Origin of the sequence: Streptomyces canus (assembly GCF_030816965.1) — a bacterium.
Taxonomy (GTDB): Bacteria; Actinomycetota; Actinomycetes; order Streptomycetales; family Streptomycetaceae; genus Streptomyces; species Streptomyces canus_E.
Genome location: NZ_JAUSYQ010000002.1, coordinates 6,877,176 through 6,894,770, shown reverse-complemented (window position 1 = coordinate 6,894,770; position 17,595 = coordinate 6,877,176). Strand labels below are relative to the sequence as shown.

At 69.0% G+C, this 17,595-nt stretch carries 14 protein-coding genes, 1 tRNA gene and 1 pseudogene; 6 read left to right on the top strand and 10 right to left on the bottom strand.

The window, feature by feature from the left end; genetic code table 11:
* Window positions 1-33: 33 nt before the first annotated feature.
* The 9 genes from QF027_RS32845 to QF027_RS32805 all read right to left on the bottom strand — a co-directional run bounded on the left by QF027_RS32845 (window position 34) and on the right by QF027_RS32805 (window position 12,628).
* On the bottom strand, window positions 34-1,119 hold the full coding sequence (locus tag QF027_RS32845) for an LCP family protein (RefSeq protein WP_307078754.1): 1,086 nt from the start codon (window positions 1,117-1,119) through the stop codon (window positions 34-36).
* 207 nt (window positions 1,120-1,326) lie between these two features.
* The gene (locus tag QF027_RS32840; protein ID WP_306986534.1) at window positions 1,327-3,123 is read right to left on the bottom strand and encodes a trypsin-like serine protease; all 1,797 of its coding nucleotides are present in this window, start codon (window positions 3,121-3,123) and stop codon (window positions 1,327-1,329) included.
* 133 nt (window positions 3,124-3,256) lie between these two features.
* On the bottom strand, window positions 3,257-5,284 hold the full coding sequence (rho, locus tag QF027_RS32835) for a transcription termination factor Rho (RefSeq protein ID WP_307078752.1): 2,028 nt from the start codon (window positions 5,282-5,284) through the stop codon (window positions 3,257-3,259).
* 408 nt (window positions 5,285-5,692) lie between these two features.
* Window positions 5,693-6,622 (bottom strand): homoserine kinase, encoded by a 930-nt coding sequence (gene thrB / locus QF027_RS32830; protein ID WP_306976319.1) that lies wholly within the window; start codon window positions 6,620-6,622, stop codon window positions 5,693-5,695.
* Between the two features lie 252 nt (window positions 6,623-6,874).
* Complete coding sequence (gene thrC, locus QF027_RS32825) at window positions 6,875-7,933, bottom strand: threonine synthase (protein WP_307078750.1); 1,059 nt, start codon at window positions 7,931-7,933, stop codon at window positions 6,875-6,877.
* A gap of 6 nt (window positions 7,934-7,939) precedes the next feature.
* Window positions 7,940-9,232, bottom strand: a complete 1,293-nt coding sequence (locus QF027_RS32820) for a homoserine dehydrogenase (protein ID WP_306976323.1) — start codon at window positions 9,230-9,232, stop codon at window positions 7,940-7,942.
* 170 nt (window positions 9,233-9,402) lie between these two features.
* Window positions 9,403-10,794 (bottom strand): diaminopimelate decarboxylase, encoded by a 1,392-nt coding sequence (gene lysA, locus QF027_RS32815; RefSeq protein WP_306976326.1) that lies wholly within the window; start codon window positions 10,792-10,794, stop codon window positions 9,403-9,405.
* 16 nt (window positions 10,795-10,810) lie between these two features.
* The gene (gene nrtL / locus QF027_RS32810; protein ID WP_307078748.1) at window positions 10,811-11,908 is read right to left on the bottom strand and encodes an ArgS-related anticodon-binding protein NrtL; all 1,098 of its coding nucleotides are present in this window, start codon (window positions 11,906-11,908) and stop codon (window positions 10,811-10,813) included.
* A gap of 189 nt (window positions 11,909-12,097) precedes the next feature.
* Window positions 12,098-12,628, bottom strand: a complete 531-nt coding sequence (locus QF027_RS32805) for a response regulator (protein ID WP_307078745.1) — start codon at window positions 12,626-12,628, stop codon at window positions 12,098-12,100.
* A 118-nt stretch (window positions 12,629-12,746) separates the two neighbouring features.
* On the opposite strand from QF027_RS32805, the gene QF027_RS32800 reads away from it, so the two are divergent.
* The 3 genes from QF027_RS32800 to QF027_RS32790 all read left to right on the top strand — a co-directional run bounded on the left by QF027_RS32800 (window position 12,747) and on the right by QF027_RS32790 (window position 14,448).
* Window positions 12,747-12,818, top strand: a tRNA-Arg gene (locus tag QF027_RS32800).
* 848 nt (window positions 12,819-13,666) lie between these two features.
* A complete protein-coding gene (locus tag QF027_RS32795) occupies window positions 13,667-13,801 on the top strand; it encodes a hypothetical protein (RefSeq protein ID WP_307078743.1) in 135 nt (44 codons plus the stop codon).
* A gap of 14 nt (window positions 13,802-13,815) precedes the next feature.
* Complete coding sequence (locus QF027_RS32790; RefSeq protein WP_307078740.1) at window positions 13,816-14,448, top strand: DUF2461 family protein; 633 nt, start codon at window positions 13,816-13,818, stop codon at window positions 14,446-14,448.
* Between the two features lie 28 nt (window positions 14,449-14,476).
* On the opposite strand, the pseudogene QF027_RS32785 reads toward QF027_RS32790, so the two are convergent.
* Window positions 14,477-14,747: pseudogene (locus tag QF027_RS32785) on the bottom strand (IMP dehydrogenase); the annotation flags it as partial.
* A gap of 229 nt (window positions 14,748-14,976) precedes the next feature.
* Between QF027_RS32785 and QF027_RS32780 the strand changes: the two are divergent.
* The 3 genes from QF027_RS32780 (at window position 14,977) to QF027_RS32770 (ending at window position 17,572) form a co-directional block, all read left to right on the top strand.
* Entirely contained in the window at window positions 14,977-15,684 is a 708-nt protein-coding gene (locus tag QF027_RS32780; protein WP_307082577.1) for a nucleotidyltransferase domain-containing protein, read from the top strand.
* A gap of 112 nt (window positions 15,685-15,796) precedes the next feature.
* On the top strand, window positions 15,797-16,426 hold the full coding sequence (locus tag QF027_RS32775; protein ID WP_307078738.1) for a hypothetical protein: 630 nt from the start codon (window positions 15,797-15,799) through the stop codon (window positions 16,424-16,426).
* 243 nt (window positions 16,427-16,669) lie between these two features.
* Window positions 16,670-17,572: a phosphotransferase enzyme family protein gene (locus QF027_RS32770; RefSeq protein ID WP_307078735.1), complete on the top strand. Its 903-nt coding sequence runs from the start codon at window positions 16,670-16,672 to the stop codon at window positions 17,570-17,572.
* Window positions 17,573-17,595: the final 23 nt, after the last annotated feature.

Below are 17,595 nucleotides of genomic sequence, written 5' to 3'. Positions count from 1 at the left end.
GCGATCTATTCCCAGCCCTCGGCAGACGGTGTCCTACGACGTGACGACGCCCTTGGCCTGGCCCGTCGCGGTGCCTTCCGTGGCCGACTTCGGGATCGTGCGGTCGTTCTCCAGGGCCGTCCAGATCTGCTTGGCCTTGGTCTCCTGCACGATCACGCGGTTCGGGTTCGCCGGGTCGTAGCGGACCGGCATCGTGACCATGGTCATGTCCGACGGGCTGATGTGCTTGAGGCCGCTCGCGAAGGAGACCAGGGAGTTGACCGAGCCGAGGTCGGAGTCGGTGGTGACGGCCTTGGTGGCGGTGTTCGCGAGGTCGTACAGCTTCTTGGGGCTGGTCAGCACGCCGACGCTCTTGACCTGCTTGACCAGCGCCTTGATGAAGGCCTGCTGGAGCTGGATACGGCCGAGGTCGGAACCGTCGCCGACGCCGTGCCGGGTGCGGACGAGACCGAGGGCCTGGGCGCCGGTGAGTTCGTGCGGGCCGGCCTTGAGGTCCAGGTGGCTGTCGGTGTCCTTGATGTCCTTGGTCGTGGTGACCGTGACCCCGCCGAGTTCGTCGACCAGCTTCTCGAAGCCGCTGAAGTCGACCTCCAGGTAGTGGTCCATGCGGATGTCGGTCATGGACTCGACGGTCTTGACGGCACAGGCCGCGCCACCGGTCGTGTACGCGGAGTTGAACATGACGTCCGACGCGGCGTCGTGGTCCTTGCCGTCGGTGTCGGTGCACTCGGGGCGGTCGATCAGGGTGTCGCGCGGTATGGAGACCACCGTGGCCTTCTTGTGGCCCTCGTACACGTGGATGATCATCGCGGTGTCGGAGCGGGCGCTGCCGTCGTCGGTGCCGCCGCCGAGCTTCTTGTTGGAGCCGGAGCGGGTGTCCGAGCCCAGGACGAGGATGTTCTCGGAGCCGTTGTCGACCTTCGGGGGCCGTTCACTGCCGAGGACCTGGTCGATGTCGACGCTCTTGATGTTGCCGTTGAGCTTGAAGTACAGGTAACCCGCCCCGGTACCGCCCAGCACGACGATCCCCGCGGCGACCCAGGCCGTGACCAGCAGGCCTTTTCGCCCCTTGCTGCGGGGTTTGCGACGACGTCCCTTGCCACTGCCCTCGGCTGACATGCGCTCCTCGAATCTCGTCCGGTCGGTTACCCCCTGTTTTCAGGGTCAGACGTGGTCGCAAAAGGACCCGTACCGCACCATGTTCGCTCCGCCTGGTCAGACGGGGAAACTCGAGAAAGGGTTGCACAACGTGCTGTGACCACCACGTGAAGCAGTGGTCACAGCACGTCACGGGAGAATCAGGGCAAGCCCTGTTCACCAGCGGTTTCAGCCAAAGATGTCGTACTGCTGGAAACCGGTCCCCAGGCTGGCCCTTGTGGCAAAGATCTCGCTGGTCGCCTTGCCGGTGCCCTTGTACAGATAGAGCGTGCCGCCCGCGGTGCGGGCCACGAGGTCGGCCCTGCCGTCGCCGGTGATGTCACCGACGGCGTCGAAGGCGTTGTAGCCGCTCCAGTTCGTGCGCACCTTGACCCGGGCCGCGAAGACGCCCGTGCCGGACTTGCCGGTGCCCTTGTACAGGTAGAGGTCACCGGTGCTCTTGTTGCGGGCGAGCACGTCCGCCTTGCCGTCACCGGTGAAGTCGCCGTGGCCGAGCAGGAGGTTGTACTGGCTCCAGCCGCCGCCGACCCTCACCCGGGTCGCGAAGCTGCCGTCGCCCTTGCCGGGGTAGATCCACAGGACGCCCGCGGAGTCGACGGAGAGCAGGTCGGGCTTGTAGTCGCCGGTGACATCGCCGGGGGTGACGATCCGGGTACGGGTCCTCCAGTCGGTGAAGACCTTCTTCGGGTCGGCCCAGGCCCCGGTGGAGGGGAGGAAGCGCAGCCAGTAGACGTCACCGGTGGCGGAGACGCGGTACATGAGGTCCTGGTAGCCGTCCCGGTTGAGGTCGGTCTGGCGGACGAGGTTCACGCCGTTCCAGTCGCCCCAGGACTGCCGGGCGCCGAGGGTGGTGCCCTTGGAGTCCAGCTCGTAGCCGACCTTGGTGGAGGACTTGCGCATCCACAGGTCGGCCTTGTGGTCGAAGTTCAGGTTGGTGTCGTCGACGCGCGGGTAGGCGGCGCCGACGTACTTGCTGACCTTGGTGAAGACGCTGTAGGCGCCCTTGGTCACACAGTCCGTCACGTTCCAGGAGACGACGCCGACGATCCGGCCGTTCACGACGAGGGGGCCGCCGGAGTCACCGTTGCAGATGGCGGTCGTACCGGAGTCGCTGCCGCTGGCGGGCGGGCCGGCGCAGGTCATGTGCCCCTTGATGAACCAGGAGCCGTAGGCCGCGGCGCAGGTCGTGTCCGACTTGATGGGCAGCGTGGCCGTCTTCAGCGTCTCGGAGATGTCGTCGCTGGTGGAACTGGTGCGGCCCCAGCCGTAGACCTTGGCGCTCTTGGCGCCGGTCGTGGCGGGGTCGTACGAGGCGGTGTCGGTGGACGTCGTCATACGGATCGGGGTGGCCTTGACGGGAACCGCCAGGGTCAGGACCGCGATGTCGTTGTCGATCGTGTCCGCGTTGTACGACGGGTGGTACCACTGCCGCAGCACGGCCGTCGCGGTGCCGCCGTGCAGGTCGCCGTCCTCGGAGGGCAGCTGCGTGGCCCCGGTCACCACGGCGCCGCCCTTGGCCCAGTCGGCGCCCTTGACGCAGTGCGCGGCGGTGAGGATCTTCGTCGGCGCGACGACGGCACCGCCGCAGAAGAAGCCGGTGTCGTCACTGGTGTCAGTGGTGCCCTGGTCGTCGGTGTACCAGAGCTGAGCCATCCACGGGGCCGAGCTGATGGTGGTCGTCGTACCGCCGATGACCATCGGCGAGACGGTGGAGTCGACCGTGCCACCGCTCATCGGCGACCGGGTCATCGTCCCCGAGGTGTCCTCGGCCGCCATGGCACCGGCGATCCGCTGCTCGAGCTCGGCCTGCGACGGCGTGGACGCGGCGGTGGCGGCCGTGGCCGGCGCCTTCGGCTCGGGCCCGACGGTGGCCGCGTTCGCGGACGTGGCCAGCAGCGCGGCGGCCACGGCGACGGGTAGCGCGATCCACGCACGCCCTCTGTGCCGGCCGGCGCCTCCGGACATGGGTATGCCCATGCAAGTCCCCCCAAGGGATCAGAAGTTCAGAGATCGAAAATTCGACCGAAGAGCGTGATCTTAGACCAAAGAGGGCCGCCCCCTGACAACAGGGGGCGGCCCTCTCTTCGAACGCTTGACGTCAGTCGCCGTTGCCCGGCATCGGCGTCGTCTTCTGGATCTGCAGCAGGAACTCGCCGTTCGACTTCGTCTGCTTCATCTTGTCGAGCAGCAGCTCGATCGCCTGCTGGGAGTCGAGCGCGTGCAGCACCCGGCGCAGCTTCCAGGTGATGGCGAGCTCGTCGCTGCCGAGCAGGAGCTCTTCCTTACGGGTGCCGGATGCGTCGACGTCCACCGCCGGGAAGACACGCTTGTCGGCGAGCTTCCGGTCGAGCTTGAGCTCGGCGTTGCCGGTGCCCTTGAACTCCTCGAAGATGACCTCGTCCATGCGGGACCCGGTGTCCACCAGCGCGGTGGCGAGGATGGTCAGCGAGCCGCCGTCCTCGATGTTGCGGGCCGCACCGAAGAAGCGCTTCGGCGGGTACAGGGCGGTCGAGTCGACACCACCGGACAGAATGCGGCCGGAGGCGGGCGCGGCGAGGTTGTAGGCACGGCCCAGACGCGTGATGGAGTCGAGCAGCACGACCACGTCGTGGCCCAGCTCCACCAGACGCTTGGCGCGCTCGATGGCGAGCTCGGCGACCGTGGTGTGGTCCTCGGCCGGGCGGTCGAAGGTCGAGGAGATGACCTCGCCCTTGACCGACCGCTGCATGTCGGTGACCTCTTCCGGACGCTCGTCGACCAGGACGACCATCAGGTGGCACTCGGGGTTGTTGTGCGTGATCGCGTTGGCGATCGCCTGCATGATCATGGTCTTGCCGGTCTTCGGCGGGGCCACGATCAGACCACGCTGGCCCTTACCGATCGGCGCGACGAGGTCGATGATGCGGGTGGTGAGGATGCCGGGGTCCGTCTCCAGGCGGAGGCGGTCCTGCGGGTACAGCGGCGTCAGCTTGTTGAACTCCGGGCGGCCACGGCCGTGTTCGGGCGCCATGCCGTTGACGGAGTCGAGCCGCACCAGCGCGTTGAACTTCTCGCGCCGCTCGCCTTCCTTGGGCTGACGCACCGCACCGGTGACGTGGTCGCCCTTGCGCAGGCCGTTCTTGCGGACCTGGGCGAGGGAGACGTACACGTCGTTGGGACCTGGCAGGTAGCCCGACGTACGGATGAAGGCGTAGTTGTCGAGGATGTCCAGGATGCCCGCGACCGGGATCAGGACGTCGTCCTCGTTGATCTGCGGCTCGCCCGCGCCACCGATCTCGTCACGGCCACGACGGCCACGGCGGTCCCGGTAACGGCCCCGACGGCCGCGGCGGCCGCCCTCGAAATCGTCGTCGTCCTGCGGGCCGTTGTCGCGCTGCTGACGGTCCTGGCGGTCCTGACGGCCGCCGCTCTGCTGCTGGTTCTGTTGCTGGCGCTGACCGCCCTGGCCCTGCTGGTCGTCACTCTTGCGACGGTCCCCGCGGTCGCCCCGCTCACCGCGGTCACGGCCGCGGTCGCGGTCACGGCGGTCGCGGCGGCCACGGCCGTCGCCGTCACCGGCGTCGCCCTGCGGCTGCTGCTGCGCCGGCGTCTCGGCCTTGGGCTCGCTCTTCGCCTCGGCCACGACCGTCTCGGGGCTGCCCGAGGGCGCGCCGGCCTCGGCGGTGGCACGGCGACGACGGCGCTCCGCGGGAGCGTCATCGTTGGCCGGCTGACCGGGGATCTCGATCTGCTGCTGGGCCACGGCCTTCTCGGCGGGGGCCTCGGCCTTCGCCTCCGCCTTCTTCTCGGCGGCATCGCCCGTACGGGCCTTGGAGGTGGCGCGGCGCTTCGGCTTGGTCTCGGTGGCGTCCCCGGCGGGGGAAGATGCGACCTTGGGAGCCGCGGCACCTCCCCCGGCCTGCGCCTCCTTGATGACCTCGATCAGCTGGCTCTTGCGCATACGCGCGGTGCCCCTGATGCCGAGGCCGGATGCGACCTGCTGCAGCTCGGCCAGCACCATGCCGTCGAGGCCGGTACCGCGGCGCCGCCGGGAGCCGGCACCGGTGGCAGGCGCGGAGGCGTCCGTGGAGGGCGCGGCAGCGGTCTCCTCGACACGTGCGCCCATCAGATCGGTGGTGTCGCTCACGAAGGGTCCTTCCCTGGAGCGGACGTCGGCCTGTCTGGCTCGGCGACCGTTTGTGCTGTCCGACGTCGGTCCCATCCTTGTGGACCGTGCCGGGGCGGTGGTCCGCCTGAGTGGCGGAGGAATGTGGTGACGGCGCTTCCGAGAGCCGTGGCACTGAGTGTCCGTGTCACGTGGCTTGGTCACACCGGTTCCGGAGCGTGCCCGGCAAGTCGCTCAGTGCTCGCGTACGACGTACTGCCCATGTACGTCGTACGGAACGCTGTGCGGCTTGGGAGGCTCCCGGAAGAATGTCTGTCCCGGACGGGGACGTGAAGCACCTCGCCATGGTGGGGTCGGGTGCAGACTTGAGATTAACACTACCGGATCCAACAAACATTCCCCCTCTCGAAATCCGGCACACGCCGGATCTCACATGTCACTGGCGGCCGCGAGCGGGAGCACACAGGCCCCCTGGGCGTCGAGCTCCAGCCGGTTGGCGGCCCAGCCCTCGCCCGCCAGATGGGCCACCTTGTCGGCGCTGTCGGCGTCGACCAGCGCGAGCACGGTGGGCCCTGCCCCTGAGATGACTGCCGGGACTCCGTCGGCCCGCAGCCGCTCCACCAGCGCGGCGCTCTCCGGCATGGCCGGAGCGCGGTACTCCTGGTGGAGACGGTCCTCGGTGGCCGGCAGCAGCAGCTCGGGGCGCCTGGTGAGGGCCTCGACGAGCAGCGCGGCACGGCCGGCGTTGGCGGCGGCGTCGACGTGCGGCACGGTGCGCGGGAGCAGTCCGCGCGCGGTTGCGGTCAGGACGGGCTTCCCGGGCACGAAAACCACCGGAACGATGGAATCGTCGGGCTCCAGCCTGATCGCCCGGGCGGCGCCGGCCTCCATCCAGGCGACCGTGAAGCCGCCCAGCAGGCACGGGGCCACGTTGTCGGGGTGGCCCTCGATCTCGGTGGCGAGCTCCAGGAGCGCGCTGTCGTCGAGCCGGGCCTCGCCGCCTATGGTCACGGCGCGCGCGGCGACGATTCCGGCGCAGATGGCGGCGGAGGAGGAGCCGAGGCCGCGGCCGTGCGGGATGCGGTTGGCGCAGACGATCTCCAGGCCGCGCGGCTGGCCGCCCAGCAGGTCGAAGGCGGTGCGCAGGGACCGTACGAGAAGGTGGTTTTCGTCACGCGGGAGCGTCTCGCTCCCCTCCCCCGCGATGTCGATGTGCAGCCCTGAGTCGGCCACCCGGACGACGACGTCGTCGTAGAGCCCCAGCGAGAGGCCGAGGGCGTCGAAGCCCGGGCCGAGGTTGGCGCTGGTGGCGGGGACGCGCACCCGGACGGCGGCGGCGCGGAATGCGGGACCGGCCATCTTTCGATGACTCTCCTTGAGCTGCGTGATTGTCGAATGACATTCGATGACGTACGAAGACCCGGCCGGCCGCGGAGACGACGCGGCACCCCCGCTGTACGCGAGGGCATATGCAGCGGGCGGGTTCGGTACAGCCTATCGAAGGAAGGTTCTGTGGCGACATAGGGCGCACAGGAGGCGCACGATGCGTGTCGTAAGCCCCCTGTGCACCCCTCCTAGGGATTCCCTGCTCGGACGGCGTGGACCGGATGCTCAGGCGAGCCCGAGGCGCTCGGCCGCCGTGGCCGCGTCGACCGGGACGGTGACCGGCTGCGGGGCGCCCGCGACGGCCCAGTCGGGGTCCTTGAGGCCGTTACCGGTGACCGTGCACACGATCCGCTGGCCCGGGTCGACCTTGCCCTGCTCGGCGGCCTTCAGCAGACCGGCCACGGACGCGGCGGAGGCGGGCTCCACGAAGACCCCCTCCTGAGCGGCCAACAGCCGGTAGGCGCGCAGGATCTCACGGTCCGTCACCTCGTCGATGAACCCGCCGGACTCCTCCTTCGCCGCGAGGGCGTACTGCCAGGAGGCCGGGTTGCCGATACGGATGGCGGTGGCGATGGTCGACGGGTCCTTGACGATCTCGCCGCGCACGATCGGGGCACTGCCGGAGGCCTGGAAGCCCCACATCCGGGGCGTCCTGGCGGCCACCGCGTCGGCGGCGTACTCCTTGTAGCCCTTCCAGTACGCCGTGATGTTGCCGGCGTTGCCGACCGGGAGGACGTGGATGTCGGGCGCGTCGCCGAGCATGTCGACGATCTCGAAGGCGGCGGTCTTCTGGCCCTCGATGCGCACCGGGTTGACCGAATTGACCAGCGCCACCGGGTAGTTGTCGCTCAGCGCGCGGGCCAGGGTGAGGCAGTCGTCGAAGTTTCCGTCGACCTGGAGGATCTTCGCGCCGTGGATGAGCGCCTGGCCCATCTTGCCGAGCGCGATCTTCCCTCGCGGAACGAGTACGGCGGAGACCATGCCCGCGCGTACGGCGTAGGCGGCGGCGCTCGCCGACGTGTTGCCGGTGGAGGCGCAGATGACCGCCTTCGCGCCCTCCTCCTTGGCCCGCGTGATCGCCATGGTCATACCGCGGTCCTTGAAGGACCCGGTGGGGTTGGCGCCCTCCACCTTGAGGTGGACCTCGCACCCGGTGCGCTCGGAGAGCACCTGCGCGGGCACGAGGGGCGTACCGCCCTCGCGGAGCGTCACGACCGGCGTGGTGTCGGAGACGGGCAGCCGGTCCCGGTACTCCTCGATGATTCCGCGCCACTGGTGGGTCATTGCTCGTTACTCTCCTTCAACCCGCATGATGCTGGCGACACCCCGCACGGTGTCGAGCTTGCGCAACGCCTCGACGGTCCCGCCCAGGGCGGCGTCGGACGCGCGGTGCGTGACGACGACGAGAGAGGCCTCGCCGTCCTTCCCCTGCTGCCGAACGGTATCGATGGACACCCCGTGCTCGGCGAACACGGTCGCGACCTGGGCGAGAACACCCGGTTTGTCCGCCACGTCGAGACTGATGTGGTAGCGCGTGACGACCTCGCCCATGCCCGAGACCGGGAGGGCCGTGTACGCGGACTCACCCGGTCCGGTCGTACCGCTGAGCCGGTTGCGGCAGACGGCGACGAGGTCACCGAGGACGGCGGAGGCGGTGGGGGCGCCGCCCGCGCCCGGGCCGTAGAACATCAGCTGGCCGGAGGCGTCGGACTCGACGAACACGGCGTTGTAGGCGCCGCGCACGGAGGCCAGCGGGTGACTCAGCGGGATCATCGCGGGGTGCACGCGCGCGGTGACGGACTGCCCGTCCTCGGCGCGCTCACAGATGGCCAGCAGCTTGATGGTGCAGCCCATGTTCTTCGCGGAGGCGAAGTCGGCCGCGGTGACCTCGGTCATGCCCTCGCGGTAGACGTCGTCGAGACGCACGCGCGTGTGGAAGGCGATTCCGGCGAGGATGGCGGCCTTGGCGGCGGCGTCGAACCCCTCGACGTCGGCGGTCGGGTCGGCTTCCGCGTACCCGAGCGCCGTGGCCTCGTCGAGGGCCTCCTGGTAGCCAGCCCCCGTGCTGTCCATCTTGTCGAGGATGAAGTTGGTGGTCCCGTTGACGATTCCGAGCACCCTGTTGACCTTGTCGCCGGCGAGGGACTCGCGCAGCGGACGGATCAGCGGGATGGCACCGGCGACGGCGGCCTCGTAGTAGAGGTCCTTGCCGTGCTGTCCGGCCGCCGCGTGCAGGGCGGCGCCGTCCTGGGCGAGGAGCGCCTTGTTGGCGGAGACGACGGAGGCGCCGTACTCGAAGGCAGTGGTGATGAGGGTGCGGGCGGGCTCGATGCCGCCGATGACCTCGACCACGACGTCGATGTCCCCGCGTTTGACGAGGGCGGTGGCGTCGGTGGTGACGAGTTCCTGCGCAATGCCCTCACGGAGCTTGGAGGGCCGCCGTACCGCGACCCCCGCGAGCTCGACGGGGGCCCCGATCCGGGCGGCGAGGTCGTCGGCGTGCGTCGTCATGATGCGCGCCACTTCTGAGCCGACCACTCCGCAGCCCAGCAGCGCCACCTTCAGCGGACGCGTACGCATCATCCGACCTCGTTTCCTCATACCGTCTACGGTGGGACCAGTCTCACTCACCGGACGGGAGTTTCTGCCCCTCGTCCGGATTATGAGACATCTATTTCATTTGCACGGGGCCGAAAGACCGTAGATCTTCCTTCTCCGCTTTTCCTTCTCCGCTTTCCTTCTCCGCTTTCCGGTCAGCCGACGTCGAGCCGCAGAAGGTCCTCCTCCGTCTCACGGCGGACGATGACCCGGGACTCGCCGTCGTGGACGGAGACGACCGGCGGACGCAGCACGTGGTTGTAGTTGCTCGCCATGGAACGGCAGTAGGCACCCGTCGCCGGTACGGCGATGAGGTCACCCGGTGCCAGGTCGGCCGGCAGGAACGCGTCCTTGACCACGATGTCCCCGCTCTCGCAGTGCTTGCCGACGACGCGGGCGAGCATGGGCTCGGCGTCGCTGGTCCTGGACACGAGGGCGACGGTGTACTCGGCGTCGTACAGCGCGGTGCGGATGTTGTCGGACATGCCGCCGTCGACGGAGACGTAGGTGCGCAACCCGTCGAGGGGCTTGATGGTGCCGACCTCGTAGAGCGTGAAGGCGGTGGGGCCGACGATGGCGCGCCCGGGCTCGACGGAGATCCTCGGGGTCCGCAGCTTGGCGGCCTCGCACTCCCTCGTGACGATCTCGGTCAGCGCCTTGGCGATCTCGTGCGGCTCGCTGGGGTCGTCGTCGCTGGTGTAGGCGATGCCGAGGCCACCCCCGAGATCGATCTCCGGCAGCTCGACACCGTGCTCGTCACGGACGTCCTTGAGCAACCCGACCACCCGATGGGCCGCGACCTCGAAGCCGGACATGTCGAAGATCTGCGACCCGATGTGGGAGTGGATCCCGATGAGCTCGAGACCGTCGAGCTTCAGCGCCCGCCGCACGGCCTCGGCGGCCTGTCCGCCGGCAAGCGGAATGCCGAACTTCTGATCCTCGTGGGCGGTGGCGATGAACTCGTGCGTATGGGCCTCGACGCCGACGGTGATACGGATCTGGACCCTTTGGCGCTTCCCCAGGCTCTGGGCGATGTGGGCGACGCGCACGATCTCCTGGAAGGAGTCGAGGACGATGCGTCCGACACCGGTCTCGATGGCCCGGGTGATCTCTTCCCTGGACTTGTTGTTGCCGTGGAAGGCGATGCGGTCGGCGGGCATGCCGGCGGAGAGAGCGGTGGCGAGCTCGCCGCCGGAGCAGACGTCGAGGTTGAGCCCTTCTTCGTGCAGCCAGCGCACGACGGCCCGGGAGAGGAACGCCTTGCCGGCGTAGAAGACGTCGGCGTCATGGCCGAATGCGGTACGCCAGGCCCTCGCCCGGGCCCGGAAGTCGGCCTCGTCGACGACGTAGGCGGGGGTGCCGTGCTCCTCGGCGAGGGTCTTCACGTCGATGCCGCCGACGGTGACGACGCCGTCCTCGTCACGGCCGACCGTCTGGGCCCAGACCTTGGGGTCGAGGGTGTTGAGATCGGCGGGCGGGGCGGAGTAGTGGCCCTCGGGAAGGACGTCGGCGTGACGGGGCCCGGCGGGGTGTGCGGAACGGCTCATCTTCTTGACTGGCTCTCTAGAGGTGTTCGGGTGCGTCGATGCCGAGCAGGGACAGGCCACCGGCCAGCACCGCCCCGGCGGCTTCGGCGAGCGCGAGCCGGGCACGGTGGGCGGCCGAGGGTTTCTCCGCACCACGAGGAAGGACAGCGGCGAGAAAGGGGAGGGCGGCATCGGCGACGGTGACGAGGTGCCGGGCCAGGCGGTCGGGGGCGTGGTGCGCGGCGGCTGCCTGGAGGATGCGGGGGTGATCGGCGAGGGCGTGCCGCAGGGCGGTCGTGTCTTGTGCGTCTTGTACGGCGGTTTCCCGTACGGCTGCGGCTGCGCCCCCTGGGTTCACGTCCCCGGGCTCGGCGTGGAAGCCAAGGTCGGCGGCGTTGCGGGTGAGGGCCCGGGTGCGGGCGTGGGCGTAACGGACGCGGAAGAGAGGGTTGCTCTCACGCTGGACCAGGTGGTCGGCGGTGATGCGAGGCCGGTCGTGGAGCGCGGGGTGGAGAAGGGCCCAGCGGGCGGCGTCCCGGCCGAGGGGGGTGGGATCGGCGGGGGCCGCCGGTACGGGGCGCACGTCGACGTCGAGGGGAGCGGGGGCGTCGGCGGTGCCGTGTGCGTCGATGTCGACGCCGAGGACGTCGGCCCACTCGGGCTCAGGCCTGCCGGCACAGCTGGTGCGGACGAGGGCGCCCTGAGAGCGGAGGATGCGGGCCACGGCGTCCATGACGACGACGGCGCGGACCTCGTGGGGGGCGTGCAGCTGCACGAGCCGGCCGGTGGGCCGGACGGCGTGACCGTACCGGTGACCGCTCAGCAGGATCTCCCGTACGAGGGCCGTCCCGGTTCCCCGCAGGCTGATGTTGAGGAAACCGGGTCCGGTGACGACGACCTCACTGATGCCGTCGGCCCGGACAAGGCGCTCCCGGAGGATCTCGGCGACCCGAAGCGGCGGCTGCCCGGCGGGCCGGGCGAGCTGGAGGGCGACGTTGGTGGCGTAGTCACCACAACCACCTGGCCCCGGCGGCGTGACGCTCGTCCGCCCCGGCACGGCCACGTCCAGCTCCCCGTCGTCGACAGCACGACGCACCGCGCGCAGCACGGTACGGGAGAGCTCGACGGGGGTCACGGGACAAGCGTAGGGGAGGAGGGGGGTGGGTGGGCGAGCGGGTTTGGGCGGGGTCCGGGATGTGGACGGTCGACCGTCGCGGGCGGGACGAGGCCGCGGAGCGACCAGGGGGAGCAAGGCGGGTGACAGGGGATGGAGGATGTGCGCTCTCCGGGGAGGTGGTGTCACCGGGAACCGCTGTCCCGGTGATCAGCCGCCGGCGCGACCGGCCCGCTCGGCCTCTCCGCCCCCGAGGACGCCACCGACCAGCCGACCGTCCTCGACACCGGCACCGGCACCGGGAACCCCCCCTTGCGCGTTCTGCTCCATCAACCGCCGTACGAGCCGTACGAGTTCGGCGGGCTCGAAGGGCTTGGCGAGGAAGGCGTCGACGCCGACGTCGAGACCGCTGTCGACCTCGTGCTGCGTACAGGCACTGACGATGGCGAGGGGAAGGTGAGCCGTCCGGGGGTCGGAACGCAGCCGCGCGGCGGTCCGCAGCCCGTCCAGCCGGGGCATGACCACATCGAGGGTCACGACATCGGGCCGCACCTGATGCACGACATCCAGACACTCGACACCATCGGCCGCGGTCACGACCTCGAGACCCTCCAGCTCGAGATTGACCCTGATCAACTGCCGGATGACCTTGTTGTCGTCCACAACAAGCACCCGACCCGACGCGCCTGGCACAACTCGAGAGTAGGTGCGGACCGGCCACCGCGTCCGGGTTTTCCCCACTTCCACCCCGCCCGGGAACCCACACCCGGGCGCCGCCGCGAAACCCGTTCCTGATCACCCCGAGCGAGCTGGTAGTGTTCTACCCGTCGCCGCGAGCCACCAACTCAGCGCCCGACACGCCCCCGTAGCTCAGGGGATAGAGCAACGGCCTCCGGAGCCGTGTGCGCAGGTTCGAATCCTGCCGGGGGCACTCCGGGAAAAGCTCCTGACCTGCAGAAATACAGGTCGGGAGTTTTTGCGTTCACGCCAAAACGCACACGGTCTTTTGACCGTTGCTCTTTTCAAGGCATACGTCGCTCCACATGCTGTGGATAACCTCTTAAACTCACAGGTTTCCGCAGGCCAAAGACTTGCGACTGGACCCTCTAATGGCCTTGCCCCCCAGCAAATACCGACCAGTCCTCGTCGTGGGCATCAGAGCGTCACCTTTCCGCGAGCGCCGCGCGTGACCTGCACTGATGTGACTGACAGCACACCAAAGCGCACACGGTCTGGTGGGTCGTTGCTCTTTACACCCGGAGGCACGAATCGGCCGACGCCGCGACGCTCATGACACCTGGGCGGCTTTGACGGTGCGATTGACCCCACCACCTCCGGACCGAGCCGGCTCCAAGCATTGTTCGACTCCGGCCTGACCTGGCCCCGCCGGACGGCATTGATACTGACGACCGGATGGGGCCGGATCGCGGGGGAACCCTCGCCCTCGGGTTTGGGTGGGTCCGGGCAAGACGGAGAAGTGGGGCCTGTTCTCGGGGAGGAAACCACTCAGGACCATTTTGGCCTGAAATATCCGCATGTCCGAGAAGCGGTGTTTATGTCGCCGGTTCTCTCCTGGCTGTGCTCATCCTGGCTCTTCAACCCCGGGTGACGAAGCCGTGACCCACGGAGATCATTGCCTCGGCCGCTTGAGGCTGCGTGAGGGAGGCTTCGCGCGGCCCCGACGCCGGGCAGGGATCGGAGCCGTGCTCGACGGGCGTTACTGACTTCGGCTTGTGGCTGCACAATCGCATCGACCCCTTCATATCGACTGCACTCGCCGTGTTCATCGATGAACTTGCCCACCGCTCACGGCACATCGAACTGGCCGGCGAGCCCCGCCGCAACGCCTCCCACGATGTCTGGGGCTACGCCTCCCTGCCCGTCCCACTCTCCGAGCGCGCGGATCACGCGTGAGCTAACCTGCGCGCATGCGCGGACAGTTCACCGGCTGGCCGGAGCAGGCCATGGACGTGTTGTGGCAGCTTCAGGGCGAACCGACCCACGCGACCCGCGAGCGCTGCCGCGCGGACCGCGAACGCCTGGTCCGACAGCCGATGATCGCCCTGCTCAACGAGGTCGCGGACACCGACCCCCGGTACGAGGACTTCTCCGTCTGGCACTACCGCACCAACTCCTGGTGGTGGCAGCACCAGGGCGCGGTGATCCGGCTCGGCCGCAAGATCGAGATTGGTCTCCGGTTCGACCTGGACGGCCTGCGGATCCAGGGCGCCTGGTGGTACCCCGATCCCGGCCAGGTGGACACGTTCCGCAAAGCCGTGGCCTCCGAAAAAAGCGGCCGCGAACTGTCCGCCATCGTCGAGGACGTGCGGAAAAAGGGCTACGACATCTCCGGGGACGTGATGAAACGTCCCCCGCGCGGCTACCCGACAGACCACTCCCGTACGAACCTGCTGCGCCACCGTTCACTGATCGCCGCCCGTCCCCTCGGCTGCGAACAGTGGTTGCACACCCCCGAGGCGGTCGACCGGGTCCTCTCGGCCGCCGCCGACCTGGACGCCCTGCTGATGTGGCTGGTCCGCCACGTGAAGCGCGCCACCTGACATCACGAAGGCGCCGCGCGCCCCACGCTCAAAAGGTGATGCGCAGCTTCAGCGCCGACCGGTCGTCCATCGCCCGATAACCGTCCGGCACCTCGGCCAGGGGACGGCACGGTCGAAGACGGGTTCCCGATCGAGGACCCCGCAGAGCGCATCCGGCAGGAGTTTGGGCATGTAGGCGCGGACCGGGGCGCTCCCCCGCGCAGCGCGATGTTGCGGTCGAACATCCGGCGCAGAACGCACCCCGCGTTCCCGCCGTACGGCCCCCCCACACAGCCGACCACACCGCCGACCCGGGTGATAGTGGACCGTGAGACACCGCAGGTCAGCGCTCTGACCGTCTGGAGTGGCCTCAGCGAAGGTGGTGCACCGAGCGAGAGCTGAGACAACCGCACATGAAGCAGCGTGAGACAGCGCGAGAAGTCGCAGGTCACAGCCTCGGCGCAGGCAGCGAAGCGCGAGAGCCTACACCTCTGCTGGTGCGGGGGAAGAAACCCCGTGCGCGCCAGGCAGGGAGCAGATAGTTGCTCCATGGACCCGATTGACACTGCGCGTGCCGTTGTGGACGAACATCACCCTGACGCTCGGGCGGCGTTCTTGGGAGGCAGCGTCGTGACGGGCCGTCGTACGGCGATGTCTGATCTCGACATCGTGGTGCTGCTCCATGGCGCCCCGGCCCCCTACCGGGCAAGCTTCCGGCACGATGACTGGCCGGTGGAGCTGTTCGTGCACACCGAGGCGAGTTGGTACGCGTACGTCGAGCGGGAAGTACGCAAGCGCCGGTCACCGCTGCTCTGGATGTGTGCCGACGGGCTGCTGCTCTTCGACACCGATGGAGTCGGCGCGCGCCTCGCTGCTGAGGCCCGGAAGCTGACTGCCGCGGGCCCGCCCACCGCGTCGGCCGAAGAGATCGATGACCGCCGCTACGCGATCACCGACCTCCTCGACGACCTCTCGGGAAGCTCCGACCAGGGGGAGCGGCTGTTCATTGCCACCGAACTGGCGCGGCGAACTGGCGAGTTGGCGCTGGTCATGGGCGGGTCTTGGGGTGGAGGCGGGAAGTGGATGGCACGGCGTCTTGAATCCACGGCACCAGGGCTCAGCATGCGCCTGCATCACGCTGTCCGTGAGGTGCTGGACGGTCGGATCGAGCCCCTCGTCGACGTGGTGGACGAGAGGCTGGGGCAGTCTGGTGGTCGGTTGTGGGATGGCTACAAGCGCGGCGGCGTAGAGCCGTGAGCGGGCTGGAATCTGGCCGGGCGGCTAGCTGCCTCGATCGGCGCCCTGCGGAGGCCGGGGGCGCGCAGAAAACGGGTCGAGCGAGGCGCTGAGGCGCTGGCACACTGGGGCAATGTTGTTCAAGCTCACCGGTTCCAGCTGCTCGGGCAAGACGACGCTCGCCTACGCCGCTGCCGACAGGCTCGCGCAGATCGCCGTGCACGACTTCGATGAGCTGGGTGTGCCGGAGGGCGCCGACCTGCACTGGCGCCATCGCATGACCGAGATGTGGGTGCGCCGCGCGCTGGAGTACCAGGAGCGCGGAATCGACCTTCTGCTTACTGGGCAGTCGCCTTTGGGCGAAGTCCTCGCCGTGCCCTCCGCCCCGCTGCTGGACGGCATCGCCGTGTGCCTGGTCGATGTCACGGACGAGGTCCGGCGCGTTCGCCTCGCCGAGCGCGATCCCGGCCGGTGGGACGCTCCGGCGGTCGACGCCTTCCTCGGCTGGGCCGCATGGCACCGGAAGCACGCCCTCGACCCCCGTTACCGACCCGACATCGTCATCGACAACAGCTGGCCCGAGATGGTCTGGCACCGCTGGACCGGGTGGCACGCCGATGATCCCCGATGGAACACTCAACTGCTCGACACAACGGACCAACCGATCACGAACTCGGTGGGCCAGATCGAGCAGTGGATCACTGAGCGACGTGACACGCATCAGGCCGGCCGACTCGCTTTGGGCCACAGTTGGGCTCCATGATCCGTTCGAGCGGTCCTGACGTAAGCATCTGACGATCTCGCTCGGGGTCGACGCCGGCCGGTGTGCTGTCCCGCCTCATGTCTGCTGGTCGGCCGCTCCCGGCCGTGGGCAACACTGAGTACGCCCGGTGCGCGCGGTGTCGACCACTCGCCGCGCGGCCGTGGAACCCTTGGCATCGAGAGGCAGAGCGACGTGAGGGCGGGTTCTCCTCGCTCTACCCGTCGGGCAGGAGGGTCAGACGGCATGACGACGAGCGAGCGAACCACGTTCGACGCCGCAGCTTCAGAGAGCATCCTGCGCACAGCTTGCGAGTTGATCGGACTGGACCCCGACGGAATCGAACTGCTGCGGCTCGGTGACCACGCGGTGTTCCGCATCGCCGGAGGCCGGGTCGTCTCTCGCGTCGGCCGCCACGCGGACCGTCTACCGTCAGTGCGCCGAGAGGTTGCCGTTGCGCAATGGCTCGCGGCTGAGGGCTACCCGTCGGCCCGACTCGTCACAGAGGCGGAACAGCCGGTCGTCGTCGACCGGCACCCCGTGACCTTCTGGGAGGGGCTGGCCGACGGCGAGAAGTACGCCAGCACCGGTGAGATGGGCGAACTCCTGCGGCGGCTTCACAGACTGGAGCCGCCGCACTTCTCCCTGCCCGCCCTCCGTCCCTTCGACAAGGTCGAGCAGCGCCTGCGGCGTGCTGTGATCCGTGCCGAGACCCGCGTGTATCTAGCCGGGCTGGCTGAGGAGTTGGCGGCTGAGTACGAGAAGCTGGAGTTCGCCCTTCCGCCCGGGCATGTGCACGGTGATTTCAATGTGGGCAATGTTCTGCGCGACGTCGAAGGGCACCCGAAGGTCATCGACCTGGACGGCTTCGCGGCAGGCCCCCGTGAGTGGGACCTCATGCAGACGGCCATGTACTACGACAGCTTCGGCTGGCACACGGAAGCCGAGTACGCCGACTTCTCGGAGGGCTACGGCTTCGACGTCCGGCAGTGGTCCGGGTACACCGTGCTCAGGAGTGTCCGCGAACTGCTGATGGTCACCTGGCTCGCGCAGAACGCCGGCACGAATCCGCGCGCCGCCGAGGAAGTCGAGAAGCGTGTCGAGACACTGCGGTCCAGTGGCTCGCGGCGGGACTGGGCGCCGTTCTAAGCGACTCCGGTCTGCTTCCAGAG